Origin of the sequence: Bradyrhizobium sp. AZCC 2289, from assembly GCF_036924615.1 — a bacterium.
GTDB lineage: Bacteria > Pseudomonadota > Alphaproteobacteria > Rhizobiales > Xanthobacteraceae > Bradyrhizobium.
Window position 1 is genome coordinate 164,255 of sequence record NZ_JAZHRY010000001.1, and the last position, 26,817, is coordinate 191,071.

The window sequence follows — 26,817 nt, forward strand, 5'->3', positions numbered from 1 at the left end:
AGAGGATGAGACGAGATGGGAGGATCGGTCTTCCGAGCGCGTGCGAACACTGGTGACCCAAATGGCCCAATCGAGGCCTGTCCGTTAATGAGAACGCACGCGCGCTGATATCCATGATGGCCCGGAGCACCACATGCTCCAATCAGAGGCCGGATACATTGATGCAAGACCGCCGCCGCCAATTCGACGAAATCTTCTTGCAACGCGCGGCCGGACCATACATTGGGTCAAATCGCGCCGCCTTGCCCCTCAACCGGCCACGACCGGTCTACCCCAATCAACGGACATCAACCGACCGGTCCGGCTGGTCCGTTTCGTGCCGATATTGTTGCAAAAGTCTTTTTGCTGTGACGAACGAAAATTTCTAGAGCCGGTGGTGCATTTTACCCACGGCGACGTGAGGGACCATATCGTTTCATCCAAAATCGATCACGGGTCTCCGGCGTGGAGCTAAAGAGCGACGCAGCCGCAGAGAAGCCCAAAGATCAACTTCGCGAGATTTTTGGGGTTGTTCGATTTTCGACTTTTGCAACAATATCTGCCATGAACAGACATTTCACCAACGCGCGCCTTGCCTGGTCCTCTCAACCGGAGCCAGCGAGTCCCGGCCTCGTTCAGTGCGGCATCGATGCCCTAGTCCGGCAGACCCGCAGTCCGGAGGGCGCCCAGAAATTTTTCGCGATATTCCGGAGACCGGATCAGGAAAATCGCGGCCGCGCCCGACATCCGGAAGGAGGGATCGAACTCCAGCAGACGCCGGGCGGCCTCCCTGGCCTCCGGCAGATCTCCGAGAGCTACGCTGTTCACGATGTAGGATGCGAAGGGCTGAAGGTGCGGTCGAATCTGAATGGCCTCCCTGGCAAGCTCGCGCCCCTCCTCGAAACGGCCCTGGAACCAATGGCAGTGCGCAACGCCGGCCACGAAGAAAGGCTTGAGCGGATCGAGAGGGCTTAGCCGCATCACCTTCTCGAAGCTTTCGATCCCCCGCTCCGCGTCAGCCCGCATGACCGAAACCCAGCACCTTGCGAGCCATGCAACGGACAAGTTCGGATTCAGGGCAATCGCCTGCTCTACCAGCGACGCCCCGCGGTCGTATTCGAGGCCGAGGTAGGTGAGGGCTTGGGCGGAGCGGGCCAGCACGAAGGCGTCCTGATTAGCGAGTTTCAGGGCGGCATTGGCAAGCGCGACGGCATCGGCGCGCATGCCCGGGTCCGCTATCGCACCGTGCTGAGCTTGATCCACGAGGTAGGTGTAAGCCGCCATCGCGTAGGCAGCGGCGTATCGCGGATCCTGCTCGATCGCCCGCTTGAACAGGCGCCTGGCCTCGGCGCCTTGCCCGCGACTAGCCAGCGCCATTCCCTGCAGATACGAATCGTAGCTGTCCGGTACGTTCGTAGGATTTTGCCGGACCCGCTCGATCTCTGCCAGTTCTATCTTCGGCGCGATCGAGGATACCACGCTCGCCGTTATCCGGTCCTGAAGCTCGAAGACGTCGGTCAATTCACCGTCGATCCTGTCCGCCCAAAGATGGGCGCCGCTCGACGCATCGATCAACTGACCGGTGATGCGCACCCGGCCACCGGCCTTCCGGACGCTTCCTTCCAGCACGTAGCGCACGCCGAGCTCGCGGCCGACCCTTTTGATGTCGACCGCCTTTCCCTTGTAGGTGAAGCTCGAATTGCGGGCGATCACGAACAGCGAATTGAAGCGCGACAGCGCAGTGATGATGTCTTCCACCATGCCGTCGGCGAAATACTCCTGCTCGGGATCGCCGGACATATTCTGGAACGGCAGCACCGCGATGGAAGGCTTGTCGGGTAAAGCCAGAACCGCTGGTGCAGCTATGCCCGAACCGCATTGTGCCGTGGACGAAGCTTGATTGGTCAATCGAACGCGCCAAGCCCGCATCGGATCGGCAATGTTCTTGAGGTTCTGTGGCCCGAGGTCGTCACATGCGATGTCGACCTTGCCCCGGATCTGCCGATAGGTGTCATCCGAAATGCAAACCCCGCCGTGTTCGGCAATACCCTCAAGGCGGGCAGCAATGTTGACGCCATCGCCGAAAATGTCGTTGTCATCGAAAATGATGTCACCAACGTGAATGCCGATGCGAAATTCGATCCGTTGATCCTGCGGCACGGCGGCATTCTGCTCGGCCATGCTGCGCTGGACTTCAATCGCACTGCGCACCGCATCGACGGCGCTGGCAAACTCGACCAGCATACCGTCGCCGGTCGTCTTAACGATCCGGCCTCGATGGGAGGTTATAGCCGGGTCAACTAGGATTTTTCTGACAGCCTTTAGCCGCGCCAACGTGTCTTCCTCGTTGGCCCCCATCAGTCGGCTGTACCCAGCGACATCCGCCGCCAGCACCGCGGCCAATCGCCGGTCCACACGCTCGGTCGCCAAAGAAACGCCCCCTAGATGATCCGCAAATTCAACCACACAATCAAAGCACGGGGGCTAATCTTGGGCTAGGGGCAAACTTCCGAGATGGGTCAAGAGCTGACTTCGGCGCGGCCCGGTTCGAGGTCCGCTTTACCCCGAAAAGCCGACATCATCAGCGCGTCCAATGATGTCCGTTTGGTGCCAAAAGCGGAAGTGACAGCGCTATTCGATGACCTCGTCGGCTACCGCGAGAAGCATGGCCGGGATTTCCAGACCAAGGCTCCTCGCGGTTTTGCGGTTAATTGCCAACTCCAGTTTGGTTGACTGAATGACCGGAAGTTCGGCTGGGCTCGAGCCCCTGAGAATCCGACCGATGTAAACGCCACCTTGCCGCCAGGCGTCGGAATTGTTTGCTCCGTAGCAAAGCAGTCCGCCAGCGCTGGCGAACTCAGGCCACGGATAGCTGGCCGGGATTGAGTACTGAGCTGCTCATGCGGCCTTCGCCCTCCAGTTGAAGGCTTGGCCCTCGGGGATACTCATTTTCGAGGCCACAACGCGTTCACCTTTGTTACGGCCCGGTGACTCGTAGCCTCCCCTGGGGAGACCTTGTCGATAGGCTTCAGAGTTTCAGTTTCCATCACCTCTGCTATCCAAACTACGGGGCTCTGACTTCTACCCCGGCAGGTTTGTCTCCTGCTGAACATGCCAGCCTTCGCTGGACACACAACCGGACGAGCCGATTTCCGGCATCCGGCTTTCCGACTGGCTTCACCGCAAGGCACACGGAGACAAACTGACCGCACGCGGCTTCGGCACGGTGAGTAACTCTCCTTCGCCCCTCGACACAGCAATCTCCGGCGGCGCCTGTCATTGATGGTGTTTGCAGGCTCATCGCCAATCACCACGACCTCGCCATCTTCAAAAGCGCACCAGAAGTCGGGGCCCTTTGCTCCACCGGCATTACCCGGCATCAACGCTCCTACTGCCCCGTCCGACTCCCGCCGTGACCACCGCCTGATGCGATGCTGAGGCCGCTACCCTCGTCCGCGACGGGTCTCCCCCTGTAACCCTTTGCACCGGCGATGGCTGGCGAATGGGTGCGACGCAAGCTCATGAAAAGCCTCATTTGTTGATCGGTGACATGCCGGCCGGCCAAAGAATTGGTCCTCTCGAAGGAGAAGCCGATCCCTTACCAGCCGCCGTTACCGCCAAATGAGGCCCCTTCGGGCGTCGACGCCGCTGCTGGGGTAACTCCGGTCGGGCTACGCCCTCCCTTCGTCACCCCAGCAGCGGCGCATTCTCATCCTGATTGTCGCGGGATTCCCATCTTGATTGTCGCGCTAGATGCGGCCTACTCCGCGAAGGAATCGACGTGAAGTTCGGTTTCGTTGCGAAGCACCGGGGGGATCTGGCCGGCTGAATGGTTGTGCGAGGCGCTCGGTGTCTCGCGGGGTGGCTTTTATGCGTGGCTTAAGCGGCCCCGCAGTCGGCGTAGCTGGAGCGATGAGGACGTTGGTGCGAAGGTTCGTGCCAGCTTTCTGGCGAGCGATCGAACCTACGGGGCCAGGCGTGTCTGGCATGATCTGCTCGCCGAAGGGGGTGACGTGTGGGCTGCATCGGATCGAACGATTGATGCGGCTAGTTCCAGCGACAGGCAACTGTCATCAGGCGCGTCTATTCTCGCCGCGTTGCTCGCGGTCCCTCTAACACATCAAGAAGTTCCGATATCGAGTTTTCGCAGGTAAAGTCGGGGACGATCCACGCCCGGAAATGACGCAACCGCGATGTTGGACGGAGGGCGGAAGGAGCTGTCCTAAAGGAGATGTCCCAGTGTCCCAGATGTCCCAAATGTCACAAGGCGTCGCATCGATTGGTCAAAGATTACAAAAGGGTAGCGGCGACTGCCCACTGGGACACCAACTTGTTGTCTCAGAAATCGGGTGTCCCAAGCCGTCTCGAAGGGTTGCGCGCTTACAGGGATAGAGAGCCAGGCTAGGCCCCGGTCATTGCTCGGTCCATGCCTAGTCGCCGAAATTCGACCCGTCAGCTATTCTCCCCGTAACTACGGTTTGCGGCCGCAGCACTCACATAACCAAGCCTGACATCGCGCTCGACAAGCTCCCGCGCCCGCAATCTGGCTTCGCCGAAGCCGCCGCCCCCGGAAGTCTCGAGCCGAACGATATCCCCACTTTTCAGCATCATGTTCGTAACCTTGGATGGCAACGCCTGCGTTTGACCGTCGCGGATCAAATAGAGTGCACTTGGCGCCGCAGACCCTCCGCCGGCGAGACCAAAGGGACGGAACTTAAAGCGATCGAGATTAGTCGAAAGCTGCGCCATCGCACAGTCGATCCGCCATTCACGCCAGAGACCCAAGCCGCCGCGCCGCCGGCCGGGACCGCCTGAATCGGTCAACAGTCCGTAACCCAGAAACGTCACCGGCATGTCGCTTTCGATCATCTCCATTGGAATGTTCGCGTTGTTGTGCATGCCGAACGACAGCGCAGAGGCGCCATCCGAAGCGGGCAGCGCTCCGGCACCACCGACCTCAATCTCGACCAGGACGCGACGGCCAAGCTCAGGATCGATGGTCTGCAGCGTGACGACGTAGGACACTGCGTAATAGGCGGCCGGCATGCGCTCCGGCACAGCCTGATGCAGCGCGCCGAACAACACCGTCGCCAATCGGTGCCCGATGGCAATGCGATGAACGACGGGTGCCGGCGCGGCAGCACTCACACACAGGCCCGGCGGCGCAACGATCTTGACCGGGCGATAGCAGCCCGCATTTGCAGCGATGGGCACATCAGCAGATGCGATCAGCGCGTAGAAGACCGTTGAGCATGTCGATGAGAGCGTTGCGTTGCTCGGCCCCATTGCTTGCGGGCTGCAGCCGGAGAGATCGACCGTGAGCTCGTCACCTTCAATCATCAACTTGGCGTGAATGCGTAGTGGCGCATCCGAAATCCCGTCGTCGTCGATATAGTCCTCGAATTCGTAAGTGCCATTCGGGATGCGGACGATCACCGCCCGCATGGCGGCCTCGGATCGATCGAGCAATCGATGGAGCGCTGCTTCGAAACGCACTTCGCCGAGCTTTATGGCCAGGCGTTCTAGGCTTGCCGCGCCAATGTGAAGCGAGGCGAGCTGGGACTGCAAATCTCCCCACAGGATGTCCGGCTGGCGGACATTCTGCAGGATGATGTCACGAATCGGCTCATTGAGCTTGCCACCTTCTACAAGCTTCACCGGCGGTATACGCAGGCCTTCCTGGAAGATCTCCGTGGCGCTCGAGCCGTAACTGCCCGGGGAGGAGCCCCCGACGTCGAGATGGTGGCACAGCGCTCCGACGAACCCGATGCGCCGCCCGTTCCGGAAGATTGCCTTGAAGGCGACGATATCGGGAAGATGCTGGCCTCCGCAGTAGGGGTCGTTGGATACGATGATGTCGTCGGGGCCCCACCGGTCGGGCGGGATGTGACGAGCCAGGATCTCGGTAAGGAAATAGCTCATGGAATTGAGATGGCTCGGGATGCGTGCCGCCTGCGCGACGTTCCAGCCGTTGCGGTCGAAGATCGCGGTCGAGTAGTCGAGCAATTCACGCACGATGGTCGAGCGACTTGTGCGCCAGATGGTGACGTCCATTTCGGCGGCCGCAGCGGTAAGGGCGTTGTAGATGATCTCGAGCTCAATCGGCGAGATCTCGACATTCGCCACGTTCACGTTCATTCATGCCTCCCCGCCACGAGGTGGCCGCTCTTGTCGCGAAGACAACTCCATCCGTCGCTGAGAAGGACGCTCGTGTAGGCTTCCTCGATCACGGCCGGCCCCTCGATCGTGGCGCCTACCGACAGTTCGTCGCGACTCCAAACCGGGACATCCCGCCAACGGCCGGCAAGCCAGACTTTACGCTTGCCAGGTGGTTGGCCGCTATCTCGCGCATCCGGCGGTTTGGCTGCGGGCTTGGCCAGACGGCCTATCGCCGAGGCGCGCAACGACACGATCTCGACGGCTGAACCGGGATTGGAATAAGAGAAACGCTCGCGATGAAGATCATGAAAATCAGCGATCAGCGCCGACAGTGCCGCCTCATCGAGCCGCAAGGAGCGCATCGGCACAGTAAGCTCGAATGCTTGCCCCTTGTAGTGCATGTCGGCAGCGAGCTCGATGTGACCGTCACTCGCGGGGATGGAGTCGGCGTTGAGCCTTGCTTGCGCATCGGCGACGAGGTCTTCGAGGAGAGGCTGGATCGCGCCAAGGCTCTCGGGCTTTGCGTCGAGAACGCGCGAGCGGACGAGGTCATGGATCAGATCCGAATGCAGAATGCCGTAGGCGGACAACGTGCTGGCGTTTTGCGGGAAGACGACGCGTCGGATCCCCGTCTCGTCCGCGACCGCGACCGCGTGCAGCCCGGCGGCGCCGCCGAAGGCGATCATAGTGAATTCGCGCGGATCGACTCCTTTCTCGAACAACGATAAACGGATCGCCGCGCCCAGATTCGCGTTGACGACTGCCAGCAATCCCTCCCCCGCCGCTTCGACCGAAAGGCCGAGCGGTTTCGCGACTCCCGTGTCGATCGCGGCGCGCGCTGCTTCGCGGTCGAGACGCATCCCGCCGCCCAGAAATTTTTCGCCGTTGAGCCGGCCAAGTGCGACATTGGCATCGGTCACCGTCGGCCCGACTCCCCCGCGGCCATAGCACGCGGGGCCTGGGCGTGAGCCGGCGCTTTCGGGCCCAACCGTCAGTCGCTTGTCCTGCTGCACCTTGGCGAGCGACCCGCCGCCCGCGCCGATGGCCCGGATTTCGACCATCGGAATGCGCACCGGCATGCGGTCGACCTCACCCTGCATGACCACGTTGATGCGACCGTTGCGGACGACCGAGACGTCGAAGCTTGTCCCGCCCATGTCGACGCCAATGAGGTTATCTTCCCCGAGGACTTCGCTCAGCAGCGCGCAGGCCGCGCTCCCGCCAGACGGACCCGAAAGCAGGAGGCGCACCGGCTCCAGCGCCGCGGTCCTGGCGGCGCACACCCCCCCGTTCGACTGCACGAGAAGCAACCGTGGCCCAAACCCTTCCGCCCGCATGCGGCGAGCGAGTTTTTCGAGATATCCCGCGATGACCGGGATCAGCAGCGCGTTGAGCACAGTGGTCGACGTGCGCTCGTATTCCCGGATCTCCGCGCTCAATGCGCTCGAGCACGAGACCTTGAGCGCCGGTCGGGTCTTCGCAAGGTACTCGGCAATGCGTTGCTCATGCTCCGGATTGAGGTAGGAATTCATCAGGCAAACGGCCACGCAGGCTGGATTAAGCCGATCGAGCGTCTCGGCGAGGCAGTCCAACGCGGCAGATGTCAGGGGCACCTCGACGCTGCCGTTGGCCCGCACTCTTTCCGCGATCCCAATGCGGCAGTCGCGCGGGATAAGGGTCGGCGATTGCTGCGGATTGAGTGCATAGACTTCGCGGCGAACGTGGCGGCCGATCTCGAGGACATCCTCGAATCCTGCCGTGGTCACGAGCGCAGCTTTGGGCAGTTTGCGCTCAAGGATCGCATTGGTGGCGATCGTCGTGCCATGGAGCAAATAGCCGACATCGGGAAGCGCGAAGCCGTGACGACCGGCCGCTTCTTTGATTCCGGTCATCAGACCAAGTGAAGGGTCTTCCGGCGTTGTGGGCGTCTTAAAGCCAAAGATCGCACCCGAGCGCGCATCAAAAATCTGCAGGTCGGTAAAGGTGCCGCCGATGTCAACACCGATCCTGACCGGCGGTACTACCTCGATCATCGTCACTTGAATTCCCCAGGGTATCGATGCACCGCCCAGCAAGGAGTCGCGGTTTTCTCAAAATGCGAGAAGATTGTCGCGGAAAAGTTCATGATCGTAGCCCTTGCGTATCAATCCGAGCTTCTTAAGAGCCGGGGCGAGACCGTCGGCGATCTCGGCCACTGTCCGGCGCGTCACCGTATTGGCAAAGAGGTAGCCGTCGCCGCCGACCTCCTCCATGACCTCACCCATCTGGGCCGCGACGGTATCCGGCGAGCCGTAGAACTCAATCGACTCGGTATTGATGAAGCGTGTCATCTCCCGCAGCGTACCTCCCGACTTGACGATTGCGTTCATGGTGCTCTGGTGGCCGTTGACACGGCTGAGGAAATCCTCAGGCAATGGCTCGTCGAGGTCGAATTTCGACATGTCGAAACCTGAATAATAGGACATACGCTCCAGCCGGGCCTCGAAGTCCGCAGCTTCCGCCGCGCGCTGTCGGTCGCGCTTGTCCCGCGCCGCGTCATCGGTTTCGGCAATGATCGGCGAAATCAGGAACAAGACCTTGCAGGTCTCCGGATCGCGGCCATAGGCATTCATCCGCTTGACAACATCCTCCTTGTAGCCCTTCATTTCCTCGACGCCGGCGCCAGAGGCGATGATCGTGTCCGCGTGTTTCGAGCCGAACGCGCGCCCGGCAGGAGAGCCGCCCGCTTGACAGATCACCGGCCGGCGCTGGGGCCCCGGGGCCGTGTTCAGAGGTCCGCGCGACTTGTAATACTTGCCTTCGAAATTGACCGTGTGAACCTTCGTATGGTCGACGAACATCCGGCTGTTCTCGTTCATGACGACGGAGCCCGGCTCCCATGAGTCCCAGAGCTGATTGACACAGTCGATCCATTCGTCGGCCATCTCGTAGCGCTTGTCGTGCTCGTAATGTTGGTCGAGCCCATAGTTCTGGGCCGAGCGGTGGCTGCTCGCGGTCACGAGGTTCAGGCCGACGCGCCCATTGGTGAGCTGGTCGAGCGTCGTCCCCAGCCTGGCGGCGGTGTAGGGCGGATAGAACGGTGTCGCAATCGTACCGACCACCCCGATGTGGTTGGTGCCGTAGGCCATGAGCGGCAGCATCGGCATCGGGTCGCTTTTCGGCACGCCATAGCTGCGGTTCAAGGAGAATTCCATGCTTCCCTTGTAGATGTCGTTCACGAGAAGCGAGTCCTCGATCATCATGTAATCGAAGCAGGCACGTTCCAGCTGGCGAGCCATGTCTATGTAGAAATCGGGCCGCATCCACTCAGTGTCAATCGTGCCAGAGAATTGAGCGCCCCAACCTTGAACTCCGACACCCTGCTTCAAGAACCAAGCCATGTGAAACATTTTGACAAGCTCCAACCTGTGATGACATTTTGATAGCGGCATATATCCGGCATTATTTCCACAAGCCGCGTTTCTCGGTCGCGCCGGCTTATCGCCGTGAGCGGCGCGAATTCCGGCGGTCTTCGGTGGCTACTGTATGGTACGCGGTCGTGCGCCAAGCGCTCCCGCGACATCGGTCCCGACCCACGCCACGGGGATCGGGCACACTCTCTCGTCGTTCACGAACTGCACAATGTGGGCCTCGACCGCACGTCGGGCCGCTTCTGGATCACCCGCGGAAACCGCCTCGAAGATGTCGCGGTGACATTCGAGAATCCGGAACCGGACGTCATCCAGCCGCGTCGCGTCGAAGCGCTTCTGATTGAGGGCCCGCAGCACGACATCGATCCAAGCGACATAGATAGGGTTTTGCGTCGCGACCGAGAGCTGCCGGTGAAAAGCGATGTCCGCCTGCTTGAAGAGCTCTGGATTTTCCAGCGCCCCCTCCATCATCTCGAGATAGAAGGACAGGCCTTCGATGTCGGCCTCAAGCGCGTTCTGCGCCGCTAGGCCGGCGATGTGTCCCTCGATGACGCCGCGCGCCTCGGCGAAATGATTGAGGGATAGTTTCGACAGCGAAGCGACGAGATGGCCCGTGAGCGCCAGTTCTCCGCCGACATCCAGGCGGACGAAAGCGCCGCGCATCGCATCGATGCGCACGAGCCCCGCCCCCTCGATGATCCGGAGAGCTTCGCGAACCACCGGGCGGCTGACGCCGAGGCGCTGCGCCAGAACCCGCTCGCCGGGCAACTGCTCGCCCGGCAGCCAGCGGGCGGCGTCGATATCGCGGGCGAGCTGTTCCGCGATGCGATCTCTCAACGAGCGAGTCATTGCAACGAACCTCCCGAGCATCCAAGGCATCGAGAGCAGCATGCTACAAGCGACAGCGAAAGCAACTGGTCATACCATCTCGTAGGGCCATTTGGATAATATTTGCGCTCATGCTTAGCTCTCTTGCTCAACAGTTGAGCTTTACTGCGCGGCTCGAAGACCTATCATGAATTCGCTGCGCCTTTGATCGTGCCGCCCGGCATGACGGCGCGCCTCGACGATTTCGGAAACATCGTCATCAATACGGGGGCCAAGGATACAGGGTCAAGGATACGAGTGCCAAAACAACAACGATGTGACGCCCTGAAGCGGCACACGAAGCCAAAGAGGAAATGCCAAGGAGGTCATCGCAATGGCTGAGGAGAACCAGCGCATGTCGACGACCAAGACGCCAACAAGACGCGCCCTTCTGCAGGCAGCTGCTGGGGCGGGAGCCGGGTTCGGTCTCCATCCCCTGCTCGGCTCACTGGCGAACGCCCAGCCCGCGAGCGGCAAGACCCTAACGGTCGCGATCCCCGGCGTTCCGGTGACGCTCGACCCGATCAACCTTACGAACCACGACTGGATGGCGGCAAGCCAGACGATCTACGAGAACCTGGTCGAGTTCGACGTCAACGGCGAAATGCGACCGCAGCTCGCCGCGGCGATGCCGACCGTCTCGCCCGACAAGACGACCTATACCTTCGACCTGCGCGATAACGTCTATTTTCACAACGGCAAGAAATTCTCGGCGGAAGATGTCAAGTATAGCTACGAATACCTCCTTGACCCGGAGAACAAGGCCGTGCGCCGGCCGGTGTTCGCCCGCATCGAGAAGGTGAGCGTCATCAACCCGCTCCGGGTCGAGTTCAAGCTCTCCGAGCCGTACGGGCCGTGGCTCGCGTTCCAGACCAAGTGCATGGGCATCTTCCCGGCCGGCTCGCGCGAGGCGAACTCGCCCGACGTCTTCCGCAACGCGCCCGCCGGCCTTGGCACGGGCCCGGGCATTTTCGAAGAATGGAAGCCGAACGAATATATCAGCTTCCGGCGCAACCCGAACTATTGGCGCAAGGGCCTTCCGTCATGGGAGCGGCTCGTCATCCGCCAGATCAACGAGGAATCGGTCCGCGTGGCCTACCTCCTGTCCGGCCAGGTCGATCTGATCAGCGCGCCACCGCCCCGCGACTTCGAGCGCCTGAAGAAAATGGCCAACCTCAGCGGCGGCAGCCGCGCAACGCTGGGCGGCTGGTTCGCCATCAACACGAACAACTCCAAGCCGCCCTTCGACGACGTGAACTTCCGGAAGGCGATCTCGCATGCCATCGATCGCGACGTCATCGCCAATAAGGTCTATTACGGCCTGCTCTCGCCCGCTGCGATGCCGGCGCCGAAGGGAGCGTGGTGGTACAATGAGAGCCATGACCGCGCGGCGTCCTTCGACCTCGCCAAGGCCCAAGACCTGCTCGCCCGCTCGAAATATCCGAAGGGGGCTTCCTTCGACCTTGCGATCCCCGCCGAGCCCTACCTTCTCGACGTCAAGGACGCGGCGCTCGTCATACAGTCGCAGCTCTCCAAGATCGGCGTCACGGTCAACCTGAAAGTTAGCGAATTCCAGGTCTTCTTCGCGGCGGCGGTCAAGGGGGAGCAGCAGGCGGGCATGTTCGTCAACATGTCGCCCGGCGAGCCGACCTATCACCTGCAGAATTCGCTGACCCCGAACCAGCTCCTGACCAAGACGGTAAACTATGACGGGCCCGAGATGCTGGCCCTCCTCAAGCAGGGCTTTGCCGAAGACGACCGCGAGAAAGCCAAGCAGATCTATTCGAACCTTCAGGCCGTGCTCGTACGCGACATGCCGATGATCTGGGTCGGCTTCGTCCACGCCGCCAATCTCTGGCGCAAGGCGACGGTGAAGGAGTTCACGGTCAACCAGGGCGTCACCTTCTCCTGTCGCGACGTGGCATGAGGATCGCGTCCTGGCCGGAGCGGGCTGACAAGGAGACCTGACATGCTGCGCATGCTTATCGACCGCTTGGCGTTCTCGATCCTCGCGCTGCTCTTCGTCGGGCTGTTGCTTTTCGTGCTGACGCGCGGCGTGCCGGGCTCCCCCGCGCGCGTCGCGCTCGGCCTGGACGCGACGGATACGCAGATCGCCCAGTTCGAGAAGGACCACGGCCTCGATCGACCCGTCGCGGAGCAATATATCCGCTGGCTCGGTCAACTCGTCCTGCACGGCGACTTCGGCCGCTCCTTCGTCACCGGCCGCTCGATGAACGCGCTCTTGGCCGAAACCCTGCCGATCACGCTGGAGCTCGTGTTGTTCGCCTTCGCCTTCGCGGTCGTCGTCGCGCTCCCGATAGGCGTGCTGTCAGCAGTCTATGAGGGCAGCTGGATCGACCATGCTGCGCGCATCATCGCCGTCATCGGCGTGTCGGTGCCGGGGTTCTGGCTCGGGCTCATGCTGATCCGCTTCCCGGCCGTGGAGTTCGGCTGGTTTCCGCCTGGCGGCTTCGTTCCGCTATCGGACGGGATCGTGGCGCATCTGCAGTCCATCGCCCTGCCCGCCTTCGCGCTTGGCGTCTACTATATCGCCATCCTGAGCCGCATGACGCGTTCCGGCCTCGTCGAGACGCTGGGCAGCGAATACGTCCGCACGGCTCGCGCGCTCGGCCTTCCGCGCGGGCGGGTGCTCTGGTACGCGCTGAAGAACGCGCTCGTCCCGGTCGTCAGCGTCGGCGCCATGTCATTCGGCTACATGTTCGGCTGGGCGCTGATCGTCGAATACCTTTTCAATATTCCGGGCATGTCTAATGCGCTCCTGACCGCGGTCGGCCAGCGCGACTACTTCACCATGCAGGCGGTGGTCTACGTCTTCACCATCGTCTTCATCGTGTCTAACCTCGCCGCCGACCTCCTCAACCGCCAGCTCAACCCGAAGCTGGCGACGGCCCAGCGATGAGCGTCGCGGAAGAGCACCCGCTTGCCGAGGTGAGCCGCCCGGCGCTCCAGCGCATATGGCAGGGCGCGCGCCTCAACTGGGCGACGACGACCGGAGCGGTCATTGTGATCATCGCCATTGGTGCTGCGATCTTCGCTCCGCTGATCGCACCCTACGATCCCATTGAGATCGCCATCGAAAACAAGCTGCTGCCGCCCTCCGCCGAATTCTGGCTCGGCACCGACCATGGCGGGCGCGACATCCTGAGCCGCGTGATCTGGGGCTCGCGCGCCTCGCTGACGGTGAGCCTGCTCGCCGTCGTGATCGGTGTCACGGGCGGCATCCTAATCGGGCTGTTCGCCGCCTATCACAGCGGAAGCTGGGTGGAGCAGATCGTGATGCGCGCGATCGACGCCATCGCCTCGATTCCCCTCCTCATCTGGGCGATCGCGATCATCGGCATCGTTGGTGTGGATTCCGTCGGTATCGGGCCGTTCACCTTCACGAACGTGCACAAGCTCCTGATCCTGATCGGCCTGCTCTACATGCCAACGCTCGCGCGCATCACCCATGCCGTAGCCCAGGTCGAGATGACCTCTGACTACGTCAAGGCGCGGCGCGTGCAGGGGGCCAGCAATCTCGCGATCATGTTCGGCGACGTCCTGCCAAACTGCCTGTCGCCGCTGATCGTGCAGGCGACGATGCTCGTTGCGATCGGTATCGTCGTCGAGGCGTCGGTCAGTTTCGTCGGGCTGGGCGTGCAGCCGCCGACGCCGAGCTGGGGCTCGATGCTCGCGGACGCGCGCAACTATGTTTTCTCGGGCGAGTGGTGGATGCCCGTCTTCCCCGGCGCGGCGATCTCGCTCACTGTCATCGGCTTCAACCTCCTTGGTGATGGGCTTCGCGACATCCTCGATCCCCGCCGCAACACCGGGAGGCTCCTGACGTGACCGCTCTTCTGCTCGACGTCCGCGACCTGCGGGTCTCCTTCCCGATGGCGAACGGCATGACCGAGGCCGTGCGCGGGGTGAGCTTCTCGGTGGCGCCGGGCGAGGCGATCGGTATCGTCGGCGAGTCGGGCTCCGGCAAGAGCGTCAGCGCGCTGGCCGTCATGCGGCTGGTGGCGCAGCCGGGCCGGATCACCGGCGGCGAGATACTGTTCGCGGGCCGCGATCTGGCCGCCTTCGACGAGAAGGCGATGCGCACCGTGCGCGGTCGCCACATCTCCATGGTGTTCCAGGACCCGCTGAGCTCGCTCAACCCGGCCTTCACCATCGGTCAGCAGCTCGTCGATACCGTCCGCGCGCACAGGCCGGCCGCCACGCGCGAAGCAGCCCGCGACCGGGCGGTCGAGGTGCTCGAGCTCGTCGGCATCACCGAAGCCGGCCGCCGGCTCTCGAGCTATCCGCACGAATTCTCGGGCGGCATGCGCCAGCGCGTCATGATTGCGCTCGCCATCGCCTGCGAGCCGAAACTGCTCATCGCGGACGAGCCGACGACGGCCCTCGATGTAACGATCCAGGCACAGGTCGTGACGCTGCTGTGGCAGCTGCGCGAAAAGCTCGGCCTCTCCGTACTGTTCATCTCGCACAATCTCGACCTCGTGGCCGAGATCTGTGACCGCGTCTACGTGATGCATACGGGCAACGTCGTCGAGCATGGCGATGTCGAGGACATCTTCCTACGACCGCAGCACTCTTACACCCGCATGCTGCAGAACTGTATTCCGCGCATCGAGGGCGTCGAGCCGTGGAGCGCTGCGGCTCTATCCAGCGCCGGCGAGGTAGCGCCATGACATCGCAGCGGGAGCCGGAAATCCTTCTCGAATTCGTCAAGGCGCGGAAGGAATTCGTGCTGGACGACGGGCTGATCAACCGCCTGACCGGCAAGCGCCGCCTGCTGCGCGCACTCGACGACGTGTCGCTGACGGTCCGTCGGGGCGAGATCGTTGGCCTGGTCGGCGAGAGCGGCTCCGGCAAGTCGACACTGGCCCAGGCCGCCGTCCGGCTGCTGACCGTGGATGAGGGCTATGTGAACTATCGCGGCGAGAATCTCGCAAGCGCGCGCGGCCGCGCCCTGAAAGATTTTCGCCGCAGCGTGCAGATGGTGTTCCAGGACACCGGTTCCTCGCTCAACCCGCGCAAGACCGTCGGCCGTGCCCTCGACGAGTCGCTCGCCCTGCGCGGCCTAGCCAGAGCGAGACGGACGGAGCGTTCGAACGAGCTTCTGGATGTCGTCGGCCTCAACGGCGCGCTGCGGCAGCGCTATCCGCACCAGCTTTCGGGCGGCCAACGCCAGCGCGTCGCGATTGCCCGTTGTCTCGCCCTCGAACCCGAATTCCTGGTCGCGGACGAGCCGGTGGCCTCGCTCGATGTCTCGCTGCAGTCCCAGATCATCAAGCTCCTGCTGAAGCTGCGCAACGAACTCGGGCTGACGCTGCTGTTCATCAGCCACGACCTAGCGCTGGTGAGCCACATCAGCACGAGGGTCGCGGTGATGCATGGGGGCCGCATCGTCGAGGAGGGGCCACCCGAGACAGTGCTGCGCTCCCCCTCCGACCCTTACACGCGGGCCTTGCTGGCTGCGATCCCGAAAGGCATCAAGGGCCGCCGCGCCCGCAGGGAGTCAGCGCTTCTGGCCGTATCCGCGCCTAAGGAGGCGGCGGAATGACGAGCCTGCGCCCGGCCTGGCTCGAAATCGACATCGACGCCCTCGCCCACAATGTCCGCCTTCACCGCCGCGCCGCAGGCCCGGACCATCGCGGCCATGATGGGCGGCGCTTTCCGTCGCAGCCGAATGACCTGATCGAGGAAAAGAACCCGTGATGACAGCCCTGCCCCTGGCGGCGACCACCGCTTTCCGGCCTCCCCGCATCATCGACGAATATCTCGACCGTACGCCGTGCTCGCGCGAGCTCTTCGCGCGCTCGGCCACGCTTTTTCCGAGCGGTATCACCCATGACAGCCGTCAGCTCGATCCCTATCCGATCTATGTCGAACGGGCGTTCGGCCCCTTGAAATGGGACGTCGATGGCCACGAATACGTCGATTACATCGGAGGCCATGGCGCGCTCATCCTCGGCCATAACGATCCCGACGTGACGATGGCCGCTACGGCCCAACTGGCTAAGGGCACGCATTACGGCGCGAGCCATCAGCTCGAGGTCGAATGGGGCGAGGAGATTCGAAGGCTGGTGCCATCGGCCGAGCGCATACGCTTCACCAACTCCGGCACGGAGGCCACGCTCCTTGGCCTGCGCCTCGCCCGGGCGGCGACCGGCAAACCGCGCGTGCTGCGCTTCGCCGGCCATTTTCACGGCTGGCACGACCACGCCACGATCGGCCACATGATGCCCGACAGCACGCCGACGATCGGCGTGCTGCCCGGCATAGCCGAGAACGTTGTCGTCGTGCCGCCGGGGGATCTGGAACGCACCAGACATGTATTGGAGACTGATGACGGCATCGCCGCCGTCATGATCGAGCCGACCGGCGCGACCTTCGGCCGCGTACCGATCGCGGAGGAATTCCTGCACGCACTGCGTGATCTGACCGCCAGGCACGGCGTCGTGCTCATGTTCGACGAGGTCATCACTGGTTTCCGGGTGTCACCCGGCGGCGCCCAAGGAGCCTTTGGCATCCGGCCCGACCTGACGTCCTTCGCCAAGATCGCGGCCGGAGGCTTTCCCGGCGCCGCCATCGTCGGCCGCAAGGATCTGCTCGACCCGCTGGACTATGAGGTAACAAAGCGGCGCGGCAGCGAGAAGGTGCGCCATCAGGGCACGTTCAACGCCAATCCGGTCTGCGCCGCGGCGGGCGCGGCCGCGTTGCGCAAGATCGGCTCGACCGATGCCTGCGCACGCGCGAACGCCACCGGCGCCAAGCTGCGCGAGGCGCTCAACGCGGTTCTCGAGGAGGAAGGCGTCGCCTGGGCGGTCTATGGCCGCTTCTCGGCCTTCCACATCTTCACCAACCCGAAGGGCCGCGAGATCAGGCCGGCGAGGTTCGACGCATTCGTCTGCCCGGCTGACGAGTTGCGCGGCAACGACCCCGCAACGCTGACCGCGCTGCGCCTCGCCCTCCTCGTCGAAGGGATCGACATTGCCGGCTGGCCGGGGGGCATGATCTCCGCCACGCATGACGACGGCTGTGTCGAGCGCACGATTGCAGGCTTCCGCTCGGCCCTGCATTCCTTGAAGAAGGACAATGTCCTGCCGGCCTGACGCCGAGCTGGCCGACCGAGCAGGAGAACGGAGAGACGATGACTACGCTTGTCGAAAACGCCCAGACCGGCCTGATGGACGCCAGACAGTTCTGGCAGACGCTGGGCGCGCGCGCCACCGGCATGACGATCGTGACGACGCAGGGGCCGGACGGGCCGGCAGGCTTCGTCGGCCTCTCGGCCGCACATGTCACGGCGCAGCCGCCGACGCTCCTCGTCTCACTCGATCGCAACACCTCCGCGCTCGCGCCGATCGCCTCCAGCCGCGCTTTCGCCATCAACTACCTCGCGGCCGATCAGGAGGCGGTCGCCGATGCCTTCTCTCGCCGCGGCGCCAGCATGGAAGACCGCTTCGCGGCCGGACGCTGGGGGACGATCGAAACCGGCGCGCCTGTCCTCGAAGATGCACTCGGTGCCTGCGATTGCGTGGTCGAGGACATGGTCGAGCGCGAGACGGCGGTCATCGTGATCGGCCGCGTCGTCGGCTGGGTGGTCGGCTCCGACCGGCCACCGCTCATCCTCTTCAAGGGAAAGTATCTGCTATGATAGCGGCCGAAGACTTCAAGCTTGGGATGCGCCGCCTCGCCGCGGGGGTGTCGATCATCACGACGCTCAAGGACAAAGTTCCATACGGCCTCGTCGTGACCTCAGCCAGTTCGCTGACCTCCGATCCGCCGACGCTGCTGGTCTGCATCAACAAATCCGCGTCCTGCCACGCCGCCATCAGCGAGGCCGGCGTCTTCTGCGTTAACGTGCTCAGTCGCCGCGATGCGCATCTGGCAGCCCTGTTCGGAAATCCGGAGCGCCGGGGAGAACGTTTCTCCGAACGTTCATGGAACCGGCTGCAGACAGGCGCGCCCGTGCTGCCCTCTGCCATCGTCGCTTTCGACTGCATGGTCGACAAGATTGTGCCCTATCAATCTCACACCATCTTCATCGGCGAGATCAATGGCGTGCTTTTCAATGACGAGATGTGCGAGCCGCTCGTCTATCTCGACGGATCGTATCGCCGGCTTGCTCCACCGGCGGAACTACGCTGACCTCCATCTGATTCGAAGCCCGCCACGGCCTGTGCTTGTCATATTGAATCCGGATATATTGATGATGCAACCCGCGGCGATATCAAGCGCGGCTCACCGACTGTGGACAAGCAAGTAGACCGTCGTCGAAGGCGCGCCGCTTCCGGGTTTAATAAGCTTTTAGGGCTAGGTTGGTAATTTGCACGACCAGTCCATCTAGGCGCCCAACATGGCCACTTCCCAACGCCGCAAGAGCACGCGCATAGTTTTTGAAAAGGGAATTGGCGTTTCCATCATGGGAATTGACGTCACGTGGCGACGCGACTGCTCCATGGAAGACGTCTCCCAAACAGGGGCAAGACTAAGGATCGAGGATTCGATCGAGGGCCTAAATCTCAAAGAGTTCTTTCACTTGTTATCGGCCACCGGCCTAGCCTATTGCCGTTGCGAGCTGGCCTGGGTCAACGGCGATGTAATCGGCGCGAAATTCGTAACAGTGAGTCCGTTCACGTAACAAGCGACGCATCGGAAAATGGGCGGCGAAACTGATCAGATATCTGGACGACCAAACCGGGATCGAGGTCAGCGCGCCTCCCGGCATCGACCGGCTCACGCCCGGCTCTCCCATGGGATACGGCTACCATTGGTGGGCCACGCCGCACGGGCCGACCGGCATCCACGCCGGCGCTTTCCTGGCGGCCGGCTCCTTCGGCCAGTACGTCTATGTCCATCCAGCCGCGCGGGTGGTCGCTGCCGTCCAGAGTGCGTGGCGTCAGCATGAAGACCCAGACGCCAACGCCGGGACCTGGGCACTGCTCGGAGCTGCCCTGCGCGCGCTCCGAGCGACGTAGGCGATGACGAGCGATTAGAGTGACAGCTCACTCAATTGGTCCGAAACGTTCTTCTGTGAACTTGCGCGCTGAGCCGGTTGAAGACTTTAGGCGGACGGGGACCTACTCAGCGCGAGCCGTTTGATTGTGCAATGTCGGTACCTATCGTTGGTAAGCGCGGCCACCCAGCGGCGTTTACCGAAGTCGATAGGCTGTTTTCATGGGTTAAACTGACGTCGCAACTGCCGGCGCCCAAGTCAGAAATTGACCCACCTCGGAAGTCGGGCGGCCAAGTTTGTTGCGCTGCGATAAAGCCACTTCCGGTAAACTGGCCTCACCGGCTCCAAAGGAGATATGTCCATCATGCTGGAGCGCATTCTCGATGCAGCAACCGACAACCTCAGGTTCGCGAAGATTCTGGTCCAAATGGGTCTCGATCCGAACAGCGTGACTTGGGACGCCATCTTCAACCGCCTGCTGGAAATCTTTCTGCACAACATCACGCTTGCCAATATGTTCGGCCTGGTCGGCGCGATCTTCTTTGTCGCCACATTGCTGACGCACACGATGGTGCCGCTGCGGGTCGCGAACATGATCGGTTGCGCATTCTTCGCCATCTTCGGTGCGCTCACCGGAGCCGTCACGACCTTTTTTCTTTATCTCCTGATGATTCCCATCAATGCCTACCGTCTCCGTCAAATGCTCGCTCTCGTGAAGAAGGCGCGCACCGCAACACAGGGCGACATGTCGATGGAGTGGCTCAAGCCGTTCATGACCGACCGCAAGTATCGCAAGGGCGATATCTTGATGAAGAAGGGTGACGCAGCCAATGAAATGCTGCTGACCGTTACCGGCAAATTCCGGGTCATCGAAATCAACGTCGAACTTCCGCCGGTCGTTTGATGGGCGAGCTTGGTTTCCTCACGCCCGACAACCGCCGGACCGCGACGATCGAATGTATCGAGGATGGCCGCGTCCTGACTATCAGCTATGAAAAGCTGCTTGAGATCTACTTCCAAAACCCGCAGTTCGGCTATTACTTCCTTGTCTTGACCAGCCAGCGCCTGCTGGAAAATCTCGCGCGGGCCGAAGCCATCATCGCGCAGAACAAGATCGCGCCGCAGACGCCTTTCGCCAACTGACAGCGGTCCGGGCGATTGATCCCGGCCGTCGCCTGCTCCGCCGCCGTCCTAATTCCCACTAGCTTCGCGCGCGCGGCGCAGAACTTATCGGGGATCTGTCCAAACGGATCGAGCGCCAAATTGGTGAGCAGATTGGCAACAGTCCTCCCGCTCATCCTTCGCTTGGCAGGGCTTGAAGTGCCGATCATTGCACGCTGCATTGTCGCGCAGCAGGTCGATGCCGGCATTCGTCCTGGCGAACTCGTTGCCAAGGACATGATCGCCGTGCGCATCAGCCCCGATCTCCGGATGGCCGTCGTAGGCTCGCCGTCCTACTTCGCCGATCGCAAGCGGCCGAAGACGCCGCAGGATCTGACCCACCACAACTGTCTCAACCTCCGCCTGCCGACGCACGGCGGCAGCCTGTACACGTGGGAGTTCGAGAAGAACGGGCGGGAGCTCAACGTGCGGGTCGAGGGGCAGTTGGTATTCAACAGCGCCGGCCTTCTCCTGGACGGCGCGTTGAAGGGTCTCGGCCTTGCCTACCTCACGGAGGGACATGTCCAGCCATACGTCTCGGAAGGCCGGCTCGTTCGCGTGCTGGCGGATTGGTGTCCGCCGTTCTCGGGATATCATCTCTACTATCCCAGCCGCCGGCAGCCCTCGCCGGCCTTCTCGCTGTTGGTAGACGCGCTTCGATATCGCGGGAAGTAGACTGCGAAGTGGAAGCGCGGAGCCGCTTGTGGAGCCTGGACGCTTCTTCTACGAAGTTCTTGTAAAGATCCTCGGCGGCGAGACAGCGCCTGAGACCTTCGAGCACGCGGTGCTTTGCGGCGTTGTGCGAACAGGTCGGTCAGCACCGTAGCCACCGCGCCGGAAGCCGATCCCGAAAACGCCGCGATGGCGTGAACGTACCACAGGTCCATTGGTGCTCTGCTTCCACGTCAGAGCGGCGGTTCGACCGCCGCCTTACTCAGCCGCGGCTTCGCGTGGCGCGACCGTGTCGGGACGCTTGGCGCGCAGTTCGAGCAGGCCGAGCAGAATCTCGTCCCGCTCTGCCTCCAACTCCGGGATGGTGCGCGATCCGACCTCGGCGCGGACGCCATCGATGAGCTTCTTCTGCAGTTCGGGCGTGAGCACCGGTGAGCCGAGGGCCTTCCACGAAGTCGTCATCGGTCCTGCGAACTGCTGGAAGAAGTGCTCGATGCCGCCCGGGCTCCCGCCGAGGTGATTGAGCATCATGTTGCCCATGATGCCCCAGCGCAGGCCCGGCCCCCAGGAAAGCGCGTCGTCCACATCGGCGGCGCTCAGCACATCCTCGGCCACAAGATGATAGACCTCGCGTGCCAGCGCGCCCTGCAGGCGGTTCGCGACATGGCCGGGCAATTCCTTGTTGAGGCGCACCGCCTTCTTCCCGATCGACGTATAGAACTCCATTGCTCGCCGGATCGACTGTTCCGAGGTCTTTTTTCCGCCCACGACCTCGACGAGCGGGATCAGGTGCGGCGGGTTGAACGGGTGGCCGATGACGCAGCGCTCGGGATGCAGCGCGGCGCCCGACTGGATTTCACTCATCTTCAGTCCGGATGAGCTCGACGCGATGATCGCGTCGGGGGACAGCAGTTCGTCGAGCTGTCCGTAGAGCTTGCGCTTGAAATCGAGCCGCTCCGGCCCGTTCTCCTGCACGAAGTCGGCACCGTCGAGTGCCGCCGCGAGGTCGGCCGTGAACTTGAGGTTCGATTGCGATGCCCCGGGCGACAGGCCCAATCGCTTGAGCGCCGGCCAGGCGTTCTCCACGAACTGCACGAGCGCGGCTTCCGCGTTCGGCGCGATGTCCGTCGCCGTGACCTGCAGTCCCTTGGCGAGAAACAGCGCGGTCCAGCTCGCGCCGATCACGCCGGTGCCGACGATGGCGATGCGGTGAATGGGTTTGGTAACGGTCATGTCGTTTCTCCAATGCGTTTGTCAGACTTCGACGTAGGCGATGCCGGTGAGATTGCCTTGGGCGTAGAGGAGGCCATGCTCGTTGTTCCCATCGAGCTCCGCGGAATAGACCGAACCGCCGAAGTCGGTGACGAACATCCGGTTGCCGGGAACGTCGAGGTCGATGCCGATCCCCTCCATCAGATGCGTGATCAGGATTTCCGGCTCCGCCTTTCGGTCGATCGCCGCGCGACTGACGGTGTTGCCACGCGGAGGGTCGCCGCGGTCGGTCCAGTACAGGACGCGGTTGGTCAGATCGAGTTCCAGATCGATGGGCTCCGGCAGGTGATCGAACAGCACCTCGATGTCGGAGCGTTTCGCCGGGCTCTCGCCGGCAGGAATGTCGATGTTGGCGCGGAAGATGCGACCCAGGCCTGCGTTGTCAGGCCCCTTTTGCGTCCAGTAGACCTTCCGATACTTCGGATCGATCGCGATTCCGACGCACCACTTGGTCTGGTCGCGCCGATCCCTATCGCCACGGCCGGTCTCGACCAGCGTTTCGACCTGCGAGCCATCGAGGTTGGCGCGCATCACGCGCATGCCCTCGCGGTCGCCCCAGTAAAGCTTGCCCTCGTCCTTCTCGAGATGGAGCTGCTTCGGGGTGAAGGTTAAGCCTTCAGGGACGATGATCCGGCGATTCCCCCCGTCGAGATCGGCCCGCTCGATCGAGCCGTCGTTGAGGTGGGGAACACCCATGTTGGTCCAGTAGATGTGTCCCGCAGCGACGTCGACGGCGACGCCGTCGGGATTGCGGCATCCGGTGACGATGATCCTGCGGTCGGAACCGTCGGGATTGATCGAGTGGATCCGGCCCCCGCTCAGCTCAAGCAGGAATAGCCGGCCGCTGCGGGTGGCGTCCGACAATGCCGTCGTTCTCGTGGCCTGAAGTACGGTCATGGTATGTCCTTTCGTTTGCAGCGCCGCCGACCTATTCGGCCACGACTGGCTTTCACAGGTTGATGAAATTGGGCGGTCGCTTCTCACGGAACGCCGTGAAGGCTTCCTTGGCTTCCGCGGACCGCAGCCGCTCGGCGAACTCCCGGCTTTCGATTTCCGCAGCTTCTGCGATCTGACCGGCCGAAGCCCGCTTGATCAGGCGTTTGGAGGCACGCAGCGCGCCGGCCGGCTTGGCCGCAAGCTTTTGTGCCGTTGCGGTGGCCGTTGCCAGCAGGTCGGCGTCGGGCACCACGCGGGTCACGAGGCCCAGCTCCGCCGCCCGCACTGACGTGAACGGCTCGCCGAGCAGAAACATTTCCGCCGCCCGGAGATGGCCGACGCGCGCCGGTATCGAAAAGCTCGAACCGAATTCGGGCACCAGTCCCAGATCGATGAACGGCAGCTTGAACTTCGCGCTCTCGCCGGCGTAGACGAAGTCGCAGTGCGTCAGCATCGTGGTTCCGCCGCCGACCGCGGCGCCCTGCACGGCCGCGACGATCGGTTTTTCGAACGCGATGAGCGCCTTGATCAGGCGGACCTGCGGGGATTCGCCGGGCCCCAGCGGATTCTCGAGGAAATCCCCGATGTCGTTGCCGGCGCAGAACGCGTTTCCGGCGCCGTGCCAGAGCACGACGTGGACCGCTTCGTCGTCGGAAGCCGCGCTAAAGGTATCGGCGAGGCTGGTGTACATGTCGGCCGTCATCGCGTTCTTCTGGGCCGGGCGATTCAGCTCGACCCGCAGGATGCCGCCGGAAATTTCCGTAATGATCTCGTTCATCGTGTGCTTCCTTGGTCGAGGGCTTCGGCGCGGTCAGGCTGCGCGTTCCTTTGCCTTCGGCACGGCCCCCTTTTCGCGCAGGCTTTCGATGCTCCTGGCGTCGAAACCGAGCTCGCGGAGAATCTCCTCGGTGTGCTCACCAAGGCCCGGCGCTCGCCGTGCCGGGACCTTCGTGACGCCATGCACCTTGATCGGGCTCGAGATCGTCGAGGCCAGTTTGGCGCCGGCGCCGTCGAGCGGAACGATGATCTCGTTGTCCTTGAGCTGCGGATCGTCGATCACCTCCTGCGGTCCCCGGACTTCTCCGAAGGTGACGTTCAGGCTGGCGAAGACCGAATGCCAATGCATCATGGGCCGAGCGCTGAAGATCTCGTCGAAGATGGCCGTGAGCGGCGTCATGTTCGCCATGATCTGCGCCGGAGCGGAGAAGCGCGGATCGGTCAGCAGGTCGGACCGACCGATCGCCTTCACGACGGTGACGAACTTGTCGGGCGTGATGATGAGAACGAACCACGTTCCGTCGGACGAGCGATAGACGTTCATCGCCGCGTTGGCGGGATGCGTGCGGTCGTGCCGCGGAGGAAACTTGGCGCCGGCGAGTGCCGCCTGGATGGAAACACTGGCCGACCACACACCCTGGGCCAGCAGCGACGTCGTGACATACGAGCCCTTCCCGGTGCGCTCGCGCCGGTAGAGAGCCGTGACGATCGCCGAATAGAGACCGACCGCCGTGGCGTTGTCGCCGCTGCCGCCCACGGGCCAGGTCGGCGGCACGCCGGCAGAGCGAGTCATCGACAAGAGGCCGCTGCGCGCCCAGTACGCCGTGATGTCGAAGCCAGGCAGATCGGCGTCGGGCCCACACTCGCCGAAGCCGGTCAGGTCGGCGTAGATCAGCCGCGGATTCCAGCCCGCGACGTCCTCGTATTCGAGCTTCAGCTTCTTGCGTGCATGATGTGGCGTGTTGACGATGAACACGTCGGCCCAGTTGGCGAGCTCGAAAATGACCTGCTGCGCGGCCGGCGACTTGAGATCCAGCGCGATGCTGCGCTTGTTGCGGTTGGCGAGATGCCACTGGTAGGCCTCTTCGGATTGCGGTTGCACCGGGGTCTGGTGCCCGCGTCGCCACATGTCGCCCTGCGGGGGCTCGACCTTGATGACCTCGGCGCCGAAGTCGGAGAGGATCACGGCCGCGCCCGGCGCAGCGACGAAGCTCGACAGGTCGACAACCTTCAAGCCGGAAAAGATGTTTTCGTTTGCCATTTGACGGCTCCAGAGCTCGATTTGGTTTGAAATCCCAGCGACCGTGAAACTGCGGTGCGCGCTGAGGGGCGGGTCGGCAACCGATGCCGGCCCGCCGGCGACGTCAGACGAAGGCGCTGAACCCGGTGATCGCCTTGCCGACGATCAGGTTCTGCATCTGGTAGGTTCCTTCGTAGGAGTAGATCGCCTCGGCATCGGCAAAGAAGCGCGCCACGTTGTAGTCGACCAGGATCCCGTTGCCGCCCAGAAGCTCGCGGGCCCAGGCGACCGTTTCCCGCGCCTTAGACGTGCAAAACGCCTTGACGATGGCCGCCTGCGCATCCGTCAGCTTGCCTTCGGTTTCCAGCTGCATCGCGCGGACCAACATGCTTTGACAGGCCACGATGTTAGCCAGCATCTTCGCCAGAAGATCCTGAATGAGCTGGAACGACCCGATCGGCTTGCCGAACTGCAAGCGCTCCTGGGCGTACTTCAGGGCGTTTTCGTAGGCGCCCATCTGGGCACCGGTGATTTCCCAGCCGACGCCGTGCCGGGTGCCACGCAGTACCAGCGCAGGATCGCGGAACGTTCCTTTGCCTCCTTGGAGACGGTTCGCGTCGGGCACGCGACAGTCGGTCAGGGTGATCTGCCCGTTCTGAACAACCTTCAGCGCGATCTTGTTCTGCATCTTCTCGACGCTGAACCCGGGCGTCGTCTTGTTCTCGACGATGAAGCCCTTGACCTGGTTGTCGGCCACGTCGCGCGCCCAGACGATCGAGATGTCGCACCACGGAGCATTGCCGATCCAGCGCTTCTGGCCGTTGAGGATCCAGGTATCGCCTTCGCGCTTCGCCGTGGTCGTGAGACCAGCACCGGTCCCCGAGCCCACCAGCGGTTCGGTCAGCGCGAAGCAGCCGATCTTTTCCATGCGCGCCATCGGCGGCAGCCACTTCTGCTTCTGCTCCTCCGTGCCCGCGAGGTAGATGGAATTCATCGCCAGGCCGGTGTGAACGCCATGGAAAGTACAGAACGAAACATCGGTCCGTGCGATCTCGAGGGCGACCAGGCCGACCAGCAAGGGGCTTCCGCCCGGGCAGCCATAACCATTCATGCCGAGACCGGCGATGTTGAGCTCCTTGTACGAAGGGAGCAGCTCGAACGGAAACGAGTCCTCGACCCAGTGCTTGTTGATGATGGGTGCGACCTGCGTCTCCATGTAGGCGCGCACCTTCTTGACGATCGCGCGCTCCTCTTCGGGCAGCGTTTCGGCGAATTGAAAGAAGTCGGCGTTCGGCGGCGGAAGCTGTTTCGGCACCGAAGGCTTCAGTGCGGTGGCGGTGGCCATTTCGATCTCCATTTCGTTGCGGGACCTGCGA

22 protein-coding genes and 3 pseudogenes are annotated in these 26,817 nt (G+C 62.8%); 14 read left to right on the plus strand and 11 right to left on the minus strand.

Annotated elements, in window-relative coordinates; all coding sequences use genetic code 11:
* Nucleotides 1-633 precede the first annotated feature (633 nt).
* Nucleotides 634-2,409: an adenylate/guanylate cyclase domain-containing protein gene (locus tag V1289_RS00895; RefSeq protein ID WP_334395235.1), complete on the minus strand. Its 1,776-nt coding sequence runs from the start codon at nt 2,407-2,409 to the stop codon at nt 634-636.
* A 201-nt stretch (nt 2,410-2,610) separates the two neighbouring features.
* Nucleotides 2,611-2,862: an ABC transporter substrate binding protein gene (locus V1289_RS49445; protein ID WP_442896157.1), complete on the minus strand. Its 252-nt coding sequence runs from the start codon at nt 2,860-2,862 to the stop codon at nt 2,611-2,613.
* Nucleotides 2,863-3,739: 877 nt separating this feature from the next.
* On the opposite strand from V1289_RS49445, the pseudogene V1289_RS00900 reads away from it, so the two are divergent.
* Nucleotides 3,740-4,026, plus strand: a pseudogene (locus V1289_RS00900) (IS3 family transposase); the annotation flags it as partial.
* 405 nt (nt 4,027-4,431) lie between these two features.
* Here the strand turns inward: V1289_RS00900 and V1289_RS00905 are convergent.
* The 4 genes from V1289_RS00905 to V1289_RS00920 form a co-directional block, all read right to left on the minus strand.
* Nucleotides 4,432-6,117 carry a hydantoinase B/oxoprolinase family protein gene (locus V1289_RS00905; RefSeq protein ID WP_334395236.1) on the minus strand — a complete coding sequence of 562 codons (1,686 nt, stop codon included), beginning with the start codon at nt 6,115-6,117 and terminating at the stop codon, nt 4,432-4,434.
* Nucleotides 6,114-8,171, minus strand: a complete 2,058-nt coding sequence (locus V1289_RS00910; RefSeq protein WP_334395237.1) for a hydantoinase/oxoprolinase family protein — start codon at nt 8,169-8,171, stop codon at nt 6,114-6,116. Before V1289_RS00910 ends, V1289_RS00905 begins: the two co-directional genes overlap by 4 nt.
* Before the next feature lie 57 nt (nt 8,172-8,228).
* Complete coding sequence (locus V1289_RS00915; RefSeq protein WP_334395238.1) at nt 8,229-9,569, minus strand: NtaA/DmoA family FMN-dependent monooxygenase; 1,341 nt, start codon at nt 9,567-9,569, stop codon at nt 8,229-8,231.
* 87 nt (nt 9,570-9,656) lie between these two features.
* Nucleotides 9,657-10,397, minus strand: a complete 741-nt coding sequence (locus V1289_RS00920; protein ID WP_334395239.1) for a FadR/GntR family transcriptional regulator — start codon at nt 10,395-10,397, stop codon at nt 9,657-9,659.
* A 352-nt stretch (nt 10,398-10,749) separates the two neighbouring features.
* Here V1289_RS00920 and V1289_RS00925 point away from each other — a divergent pair, with 352 nt between their 5' ends.
* The 13 genes and pseudogenes from V1289_RS00925 to V1289_RS00985 all read left to right on the plus strand — a co-directional run.
* Nucleotides 10,750-12,342, plus strand: a complete 1,593-nt coding sequence (locus V1289_RS00925) for an ABC transporter substrate-binding protein (RefSeq protein WP_334395240.1) — start codon at nt 10,750-10,752, stop codon at nt 12,340-12,342.
* A gap of 42 nt (nt 12,343-12,384) precedes the next feature.
* The gene (locus V1289_RS00930; protein WP_334395241.1) at nt 12,385-13,335 is read left to right on the plus strand and encodes an ABC transporter permease; all 951 of its coding nucleotides are present in this window, start codon (nt 12,385-12,387) and stop codon (nt 13,333-13,335) included.
* Nucleotides 13,332-14,264 (plus strand): ABC transporter permease, encoded by a 933-nt coding sequence (locus tag V1289_RS00935; protein ID WP_334395242.1) that lies wholly within the window; start codon nt 13,332-13,334, stop codon nt 14,262-14,264. Before V1289_RS00930 ends, V1289_RS00935 begins: the two co-directional genes overlap by 4 nt.
* Entirely contained in the window at nt 14,261-15,109 is an 849-nt protein-coding gene (locus tag V1289_RS00940; protein WP_334395243.1) for an ABC transporter ATP-binding protein, read from the plus strand. Before V1289_RS00935 ends, V1289_RS00940 begins: the two co-directional genes overlap by 4 nt.
* Nucleotides 15,106-15,984, plus strand: coding sequence for an ATP-binding cassette domain-containing protein (locus V1289_RS00945; RefSeq protein WP_334395244.1), 879 nt, complete (start codon nt 15,106-15,108; stop codon nt 15,982-15,984). The genes V1289_RS00940 and V1289_RS00945 overlap by 4 nt, the downstream gene beginning before the upstream one ends.
* Nucleotides 15,981-16,139: a hypothetical protein gene (locus V1289_RS00950; protein WP_334395245.1), complete on the plus strand. Its 159-nt coding sequence runs from the start codon at nt 15,981-15,983 to the stop codon at nt 16,137-16,139. The genes V1289_RS00945 and V1289_RS00950 overlap by 4 nt, the downstream gene beginning before the upstream one ends.
* Nucleotides 16,139-17,536, plus strand: a complete 1,398-nt coding sequence (locus V1289_RS00955; protein WP_334395246.1) for an aspartate aminotransferase family protein — start codon at nt 16,139-16,141, stop codon at nt 17,534-17,536. The genes V1289_RS00950 and V1289_RS00955 overlap by 1 nt, the downstream gene beginning before the upstream one ends.
* 38 nt (nt 17,537-17,574) lie before the next feature.
* Nucleotides 17,575-18,081 carry a flavin reductase family protein gene (locus V1289_RS00960; RefSeq protein ID WP_334395247.1) on the plus strand — a complete coding sequence of 169 codons (507 nt, stop codon included), beginning with the start codon at nt 17,575-17,577 and terminating at the stop codon, nt 18,079-18,081.
* Nucleotides 18,078-18,575 carry a flavin reductase family protein gene (locus tag V1289_RS00965; RefSeq protein WP_334395248.1) on the plus strand — a complete coding sequence of 166 codons (498 nt, stop codon included), beginning with the start codon at nt 18,078-18,080 and terminating at the stop codon, nt 18,573-18,575. The genes V1289_RS00960 and V1289_RS00965 overlap by 4 nt, the downstream gene beginning before the upstream one ends.
* A 208-nt stretch (nt 18,576-18,783) precedes the next feature.
* A complete protein-coding gene (locus tag V1289_RS00970) occupies nt 18,784-19,068 on the plus strand; it encodes a PilZ domain-containing protein (RefSeq protein WP_334395249.1) in 285 nt (94 codons plus the stop codon).
* A 112-nt stretch (nt 19,069-19,180) separates the two neighbouring features.
* Nucleotides 19,181-19,405: a hypothetical protein gene (locus V1289_RS00975; RefSeq protein WP_334395250.1), complete on the plus strand. Its 225-nt coding sequence runs from the start codon at nt 19,181-19,183 to the stop codon at nt 19,403-19,405.
* 333 nt (nt 19,406-19,738) lie between these two features.
* A pseudogene (locus tag V1289_RS00980) lies at nt 19,739-20,526 on the plus strand (Crp/Fnr family transcriptional regulator).
* Between the two features lie 198 nt (nt 20,527-20,724).
* Nucleotides 20,725-21,219 (plus strand): annotated as a pseudogene (locus tag V1289_RS00985) (LysR substrate-binding domain-containing protein); the annotation flags it as partial.
* A 255-nt stretch (nt 21,220-21,474) separates the two neighbouring features.
* Here V1289_RS00985 and V1289_RS00990 read toward each other — a convergent pair.
* The 5 genes from V1289_RS00990 to V1289_RS01010 form a co-directional block, all read right to left on the minus strand.
* Nucleotides 21,475-22,449 (minus strand): 3-hydroxyacyl-CoA dehydrogenase NAD-binding domain-containing protein, encoded by a 975-nt coding sequence (locus V1289_RS00990; protein WP_334395251.1) that lies wholly within the window; start codon nt 22,447-22,449, stop codon nt 21,475-21,477.
* Between the two features lie 21 nt (nt 22,450-22,470).
* Complete coding sequence (locus V1289_RS00995) at nt 22,471-23,385, minus strand: 3-hydroxyacyl-CoA dehydrogenase (protein WP_334395252.1); 915 nt, start codon at nt 23,383-23,385, stop codon at nt 22,471-22,473.
* Nucleotides 23,386-23,437: 52 nt separating this feature from the next.
* Nucleotides 23,438-24,202, minus strand: a complete 765-nt coding sequence (locus tag V1289_RS01000; RefSeq protein ID WP_334395253.1) for an enoyl-CoA hydratase — start codon at nt 24,200-24,202, stop codon at nt 23,438-23,440.
* A gap of 33 nt (nt 24,203-24,235) precedes the next feature.
* Nucleotides 24,236-25,462, minus strand: coding sequence for a CaiB/BaiF CoA transferase family protein (locus V1289_RS01005; RefSeq protein WP_334395254.1), 1,227 nt, complete (start codon nt 25,460-25,462; stop codon nt 24,236-24,238).
* Between the two features lie 103 nt (nt 25,463-25,565).
* Complete coding sequence (locus V1289_RS01010; protein ID WP_334395255.1) at nt 25,566-26,798, minus strand: acyl-CoA dehydrogenase family protein; 1,233 nt, start codon at nt 26,796-26,798, stop codon at nt 25,566-25,568.
* Nucleotides 26,799-26,817 lie beyond the last annotated feature (19 nt).